Source organism: Methanococcoides sp. (assembly GCF_030594565.1).
In the GTDB taxonomy this organism is placed as follows: domain Archaea; phylum Halobacteriota; class Methanosarcinia; order Methanosarcinales; family Methanosarcinaceae; genus Methanococcoides; species Methanococcoides seepicolus.
The window spans coordinates 1-5393 of record NZ_JAUVEY010000143.1 but is presented as its reverse complement, the minus strand read 5'-3'; the positions used below and the strand labels follow the sequence as shown (position 1 = coordinate 5393).

Genomic DNA, 5393 nt, shown 5'->3' with positions numbered 1-5393 from the left:
TTATCTTATCCTTGACACGAACCCTGAAACGGTCAGGAAGGAGCAGCTAAAAGGCGAGCTCATCTATTATGGTGATTCTTCCCAGCAGGGTGTTCTGGAGCATGCGGATATCAAAGATGCGAGAGTAATGGTCGTTTGTATCTCTGACCCTGCAGGCACAAGAAGGGCCATTTCATTGGCACGTAAGATGAATCCCAATATCCATATTATCGCACGTACCCAGTATCTTCAGGAAATGGAGCCGCTTTATGAGCTGGGTGCCAACGAGGTGATACCTGAAGAATTTGAGACCTCTATAGAAATATTCGTGCGTTTGATGAAGCGGTACCTCATTCCCAAGGACGAGATCGAGAAGTTCATCTCGGAGATCCGTTCAGATGGATATGAGATGTTCAGGACACTGTCAGGTTCCATGAGCATCTATGACATGGAGATCGATCTGCCGGAAATGGATATTACCAATCTGAGAGTGCGAGCATCCTCCTTTGCAGCTGGGAAAAACCTATTACAGCTAGATCTCAGGAAAAAGTACAGTGTCACCTTGCTTGCTATAAGGAGAAGTTCGGAGGTCATAGCGAATCCTGATGCAGATACTGTTCTGATCTCAGGTGATGTGCTTGTACTCATGGGCTCACCAGAAATGATATCAAAGGTAACACCTCTCTTTGTAGGTGGGGATATTTAACAGAATAATCAGGTGATCTCATGGAACAAAGTATTGAACAGATAAATCGCAAGATCGAAAAAGGAGATGCAGTTGTGCTTACTGCTCAACAGGTCTGTGATCTTGTGGATAGTGGGGAAGATATAAGAGCTGAAGATGTGGATGTCGTGACAGCAGCCACACGTGCCATAATGAGTGGTACATACGCCATCCTGTCATTTCCGGTGGAGTCTTCACACAGTTTCTTACGTGCAAAAGAAGTCTATATGAATGGTGTGCCTGCACACGTTGGTCCCTGCCCGAACGAACGGCTTGGTATTCTTGACCTGATGCTTTTCGGTACAGACCATAGTGTAGATGACTCACGTTATGGGGCAGGTCATCTTTTCCGTGATCTTGCAGAGAGAATGTCTGTGGAGGTCAAAGTAGTTACTGATAAAGGCGAGTCGTTCAAGACACAGGTAACACTTGATGATATGCCATATGCCATGCTTTACGGTACAAGGCATGCTTTCAAGAACTATTCCGCATTTGTGAACACTTCGGATGAGCCGGCAGCCAGCATATTCCATGCAATGGAGTTTGGACCAAAACTTACCGAGGCTACTATTTCCGGTTGTGGTCAGATAAATCCTGTGAAGAACGATCCTCTCCTGGAATCCATTGGGATTGGGACACGTATGCTCATGAACGGTTCAGAAGGTTTCATAATGGGATCCGGGACCCGCAGCAGTGCGGAAAAACCTAACCTTACTGCCTTTGCGGATATGCATGGGATGAACCCTGAATACATGGGCGGCTTTTTCACTTCAGCCGGTCCGGAATGTATTGTTTCCTGGTCTGTGCCTGTTCCTGTGACAAGTGATTCAGTGCTCGAATCGATAAAGGAACGTGACAGGCAGCTTAAGATGCCGGTAATGGCCGTTGATAAAAGAGCATGTGTTGGTTATTCTGACTATGGTGATGTATGGGAAGGCACGGACCTTGCGATAGACTTCAGCCCGAATGAATGCATTGGCTGTACTTTGTGTGAACCTGCGGAGATGTGTCCCATGGCTTCTATCAGCTTTGAGGATGGTGAGGTCAAACTTGACCGGTACACATGTTTCAATTGCGGTCTTTGTTCCACTCTGTGTGTGACCGATGTTTACACTGCCAATCTTGGTTCCATCAATTTTGAGCTTGGAGGGGAGTCCACAAATGTTCCTATAGTCCTGCGTCAATCTGATAAGAAAAGGGCTCTGGAATTATCTGAAAAGCTAAAAGAACAGATACTTGATGGTTCTTTCAGGATGACATCGATGGTCGAGCGCATTCGGACATGAACCTTTCGATTATCTTTTCAGGGGTCAGGTGTATCACAGGAACTTTTGAATTTCCTGCATCAACGTGCACCACAATTACTCCCCTGTCAACATTTTTTAGTTTCTCCCTGAATTCCTCTTCGCTGAAAGTATTATGAACTTCATCGATACCAGCTCCTTTTGCAACGATTGCGAGATCGGTACCAAGAGCTGTGGCTGTGAGCTGGTCTCCGGTAGAACCGTAGGCTCCATTATCTATCACCACCAAAAGGTAATTTTCAGGGTGCTGGTGTGCAATAGTGGCAAGACTTCCCATGTTCATCAGGACCGAACCGTCCCCGTCTATTGCTATGACATGTCGGTTGGGAACTGAAAGGGCAACTCCAAGGCCGATGGATGATGAAAGTCCCATTGAACCCAGCATGTAGAAATTCGCACTCCTGTCTTTCAGATCATGTAGTTCACGGGAAGGGTATCCAATATTGCAGATGAGGAGTGAATCTTTATCTTCTACCTTTTGGACTATCGCTTTAATGGCATCGAAACGTCTCATTCTGCCTCCCAGAACCCGATCTCAAGAAGAACTGCTACCGGTCTCTTTTTTTCAATGGCTATTCTCCACGCATAGTGTATTGCGTCTTCCACAGTATCGATGGTGGGGACGATGTATGGTATGTCAAGGGTATCAAGTAATGAAGGTGTCATTTGTCCCATTGGGTATTGTGCACAAATGGTCTCACCTTCACAACCCCTGTGGCTCATTATAAGGAGTAGTGGGATCTGAAAAAGGTTGTTCAATGATGCCAAAGCATTGATCGAGTTTCCGAGTCCCGAATTTTGCATTAGCATTGCGGGGATCCTTCCTCCCATGTAAGCTCCGGCACAGATGCCCACACCTTCCTCTTCACGCGTGACCGGAATATGTAGCATTGTAGGATCATCATCGATCATGGGGAATATTTCTTTTAGGTTGATGCAAGGAACACTCACCACAAAGTCTACTCCTGTCATTTTTAGACCGTCAAACACTGCTACACTGGCATCCATTTGTATCACCACACCTTAAGATCGATAGCTTCTATCCTTATGTTCCTATCCTCTATGCCGACAACAATACCGGAGTGCACCTTTTGCATCATGCAGAGTGTGGGGATGAACTTCACGGTCTCAGCGACCTTTGGGATACGCCCTTGCTCTATCTTTCCGTCAAAAGCGAATATCAGGCAGATCCCTGCATCAATGAATTCAATATCCTCATTTCCGAGGCGTTGCTGTGGACCGACCATGTGAATTGTGGTCATCCCTCTTTCCGACACAAGCACCTTTGCGAAATGTGTTATCGGACAGCCAAGGGGTCTATATCTTACAAAGTCGCCTGCTTTAAGCTCGGTGCCGTCTATGGGGTGAATGTCTTCTCTGCAGGTTGGCTCACCTTCAAGCGGTGCAAGGGTGAAATCAGCTTCAAGTCCGTCAATAACGCCAACAATGTCCAGCCGTTTGACCGTTGTCTTCAGAAGTTCTTTCAACTTCTTCCTGTTCTTTGTGAATTGCTGTTTTCCCATGAACGGGCAACGACCAATATCATCGGCTGTTCTCATGTTCACAGCAAGGTCCCGGCATTGTTGGTATCCGCATTTGCCACAATTATATCCCGGAAGGAGTTCCAATATCTCTTCCAATGCTCATTCCCCCTTGTATTCCATGAAACCGTCCAGATGTCGTAGAACTCCCATGTGATACTTACGTTCCACACGTTTTTCGCCACTGCAAAGTGTACAGATGGCAAGCGGTGGACTGTATCGCAACTCCATGCCCTCTCTTGTTTCGACGCTGTTTTCTATCAGCTCGGCAAGTTCGATAGAACCTTTGCCTGTAAGGCCGTTGGCTTCGATGACCATGCTATCAGGATTAACTTCCAAAACTCTCTCTCTGAACACTTCACGTTCTGCCTGTGAGACAATATCTCCTTTTGTCATCACCACAACATCGGCGGTTGTCAGTAGTGGTCCTACTTTCAAAGGTGTGTTCGGGCCTGTGGTAACATCGATTACGCAGACAGCAAGGCAGGAGTCCGGATATGGTGCACACCTCAGGCACAATCCTGCGGTCTCATTGAGCAACACATCGGCACCTTCTTCTTCTGCCCATTTGAGCATTGGCTCGGTGTTATATATGGTAAAATGGTCAGGACACATATCTTTTGCAAGGCCTACACGTATGGGAACTCCAAGCCTTCCAAATCTTTTATCGTCATCTGTCCAGAGACAATCCACCTTAACAACAGCCGGGTTGTTGTCTCTTCTTATCAATGCCTTTATCGTATGCAGTAATACTGACGTTTTTCCGGAACCCGGGGTTCCTGCAACTACTACAAGTTTCATGCCACACCTTCCACTAGATCTCCGCGCCTTATGATCTCACGCAGGTCCATAAGCCAGTCATCTACCTCTGAAACACGGTTACACATCTCTTTTTCTTCAGCACTTGTGGTTATGAGATCACACATTCCGCCATTTTTGATGACTATCCTGCGGGATGCCATTAGTGCAAGTACCGGATCATGTGTCACTACCACTACTATTTTTCCTTCACCGGATAGTAAGCTTAGTGCTTCCTGTTTCTTGATGCCCGCATTCTCGATCTCATCGATAAGCACGATAGGGGAATCACTGATGACCGCAATATCCGCTGTCATAAGGGAGCGGGATTGTCCACCGCTTAAGACCGTAAGTTGTTCATCTTCATGTATCGGCTCTCCTGTGAGGCGGTTTGCCAGTTCGATGACACGATGCATAAGTTCCGGGTCCTTTCCACGACTTCTGGCATGCATCTGGAGGAATTCCGAAACGGTCATATCAGCAAGGAAATGCATGTTCTGGGAAAGCTGTGCTATCAGTTTCCGGCGTGGGTCTACTCTGAGTCCCATCTCAGGCTCGGTATCGTTTATCAATATTCTGCGTCCGGTAGGTGTATCACCCTGTGCGAGTTGCTCAATGTCATCGATAAGTGTGCTCTTTCCGGATCCGGTAGGTCCGACTATTCCCAGAATATCTCCGGGGTTCACTTCAACGATCTTTACAGGTTCTTCGATCCCTGTTTTATCAACGCCACCCAGTATGGTCAGTTTGATGGTACTGTTCATTCAATAACCTCCGTTCTCTAAAAGTTCAGCAACCTTTTCCAATATCTTGTTCTCTGCGTCGATGTCATCAGGGGATACTGCAAGATCAACATTCAACCGTCTAGTTGGTAGTTCCTCTTCCAGTCGTTTCTGCCCCCCTCCGGTAATGTTCAGAACAATACTGTCATTGGCCTTTATCTCGCCTTTTTCCAAAGCTTTCATAATGGCTGCACAGGCAATTGCAGGAGCAGGTAACAGGTCAATGCCTTCGTTCTCTTCAAAGAGCTTTCTTGCCTCGTCAGCT

The 5393-nt window shown here is 46.7% G+C and carries 7 protein-coding genes and 1 pseudogene; 2 read left to right on the top strand and 6 right to left on the bottom strand.

Features of this window, described 5'->3' with window-relative positions; translation table 11 throughout:
- The coding region (locus QAS77_RS10165) for a potassium channel protein (protein WP_305065374.1) at positions 1-685 on the top strand (685 nt) is incomplete at its 5' end.
- A 20-nt stretch (positions 686-705) separates the two neighbouring features.
- Positions 706-1989, top strand: coding sequence for a methanogenesis marker 16 metalloprotein (locus QAS77_RS10160; RefSeq protein WP_305065372.1), 1284 nt, complete (start codon positions 706-708; stop codon positions 1987-1989).
- Here QAS77_RS10160 and comE read toward each other — a convergent pair.
- The 6 genes and pseudogenes from comE to QAS77_RS10130 all read right to left on the bottom strand — a co-directional run.
- Positions 1952-2521 (bottom strand): sulfopyruvate decarboxylase subunit beta, encoded by a 570-nt coding sequence (comE, locus tag QAS77_RS10155; protein WP_250867907.1) that lies wholly within the window; start codon positions 2519-2521, stop codon positions 1952-1954. The two genes, QAS77_RS10160 and comE, sit on opposite strands and share 38 nt — an antisense overlap.
- Entirely contained in the window at positions 2518-3015 is a 498-nt protein-coding gene (gene comD / locus QAS77_RS10150) for a sulfopyruvate decarboxylase subunit alpha (RefSeq protein WP_250867906.1), read from the bottom strand. The genes comE and comD overlap by 4 nt, the downstream gene beginning before the upstream one ends.
- Positions 3016-3020: 5 nt before the next feature.
- On the bottom strand, positions 3021-3647 hold the full coding sequence (locus QAS77_RS10145) for a (Fe-S)-binding protein (protein WP_305065369.1): 627 nt from the start codon (positions 3645-3647) through the stop codon (positions 3021-3023).
- A gap of 3 nt (positions 3648-3650) precedes the next feature.
- Complete coding sequence (locus QAS77_RS10140) at positions 3651-4349, bottom strand: GTP-binding protein (RefSeq protein WP_305065368.1); 699 nt, start codon at positions 4347-4349, stop codon at positions 3651-3653.
- Positions 4346-5110 carry an ATP-binding cassette domain-containing protein gene (locus QAS77_RS10135; RefSeq protein WP_305065367.1) on the bottom strand — a complete coding sequence of 255 codons (765 nt, stop codon included), beginning with the start codon at positions 5108-5110 and terminating at the stop codon, positions 4346-4348. The genes QAS77_RS10140 and QAS77_RS10135 overlap by 4 nt, the downstream gene beginning before the upstream one ends.
- Positions 5111-5393, bottom strand: a pseudogene (locus tag QAS77_RS10130) (cysteate synthase); the annotation flags it as partial.

Excerpts from the sequence above, each read along its gene's own strand:
- QAS77_RS10160 (WP_305065372.1), top strand. The coding sequence starts at position 706 with ATGGAACAAAGTATTGAACAGATAAATCGCAAGATCGAAAAAGGAGAT.
- comE (WP_250867907.1), bottom strand. The coding sequence starts at position 2,521 with ATGAGACGTTTCGATGCCATTAAAGCGATAGTCCAAAAGGTAGAAGAT.
- comD (WP_250867906.1), bottom strand. The coding sequence starts at position 3,015 with ATGGATGCCAGTGTAGCAGTGTTTGACGGTCTAAAAATGACAGGAGTA.
- QAS77_RS10140 (WP_305065368.1), bottom strand. The coding sequence starts at position 4,349 with ATGAAACTTGTAGTAGTTGCAGGAACCCCGGGTTCCGGAAAAACGTCA.
- QAS77_RS10135 (WP_305065367.1), bottom strand. The coding sequence starts at position 5,110 with ATGAACAGTACCATCAAACTGACCATACTGGGTGGCGTTGATAAAACA.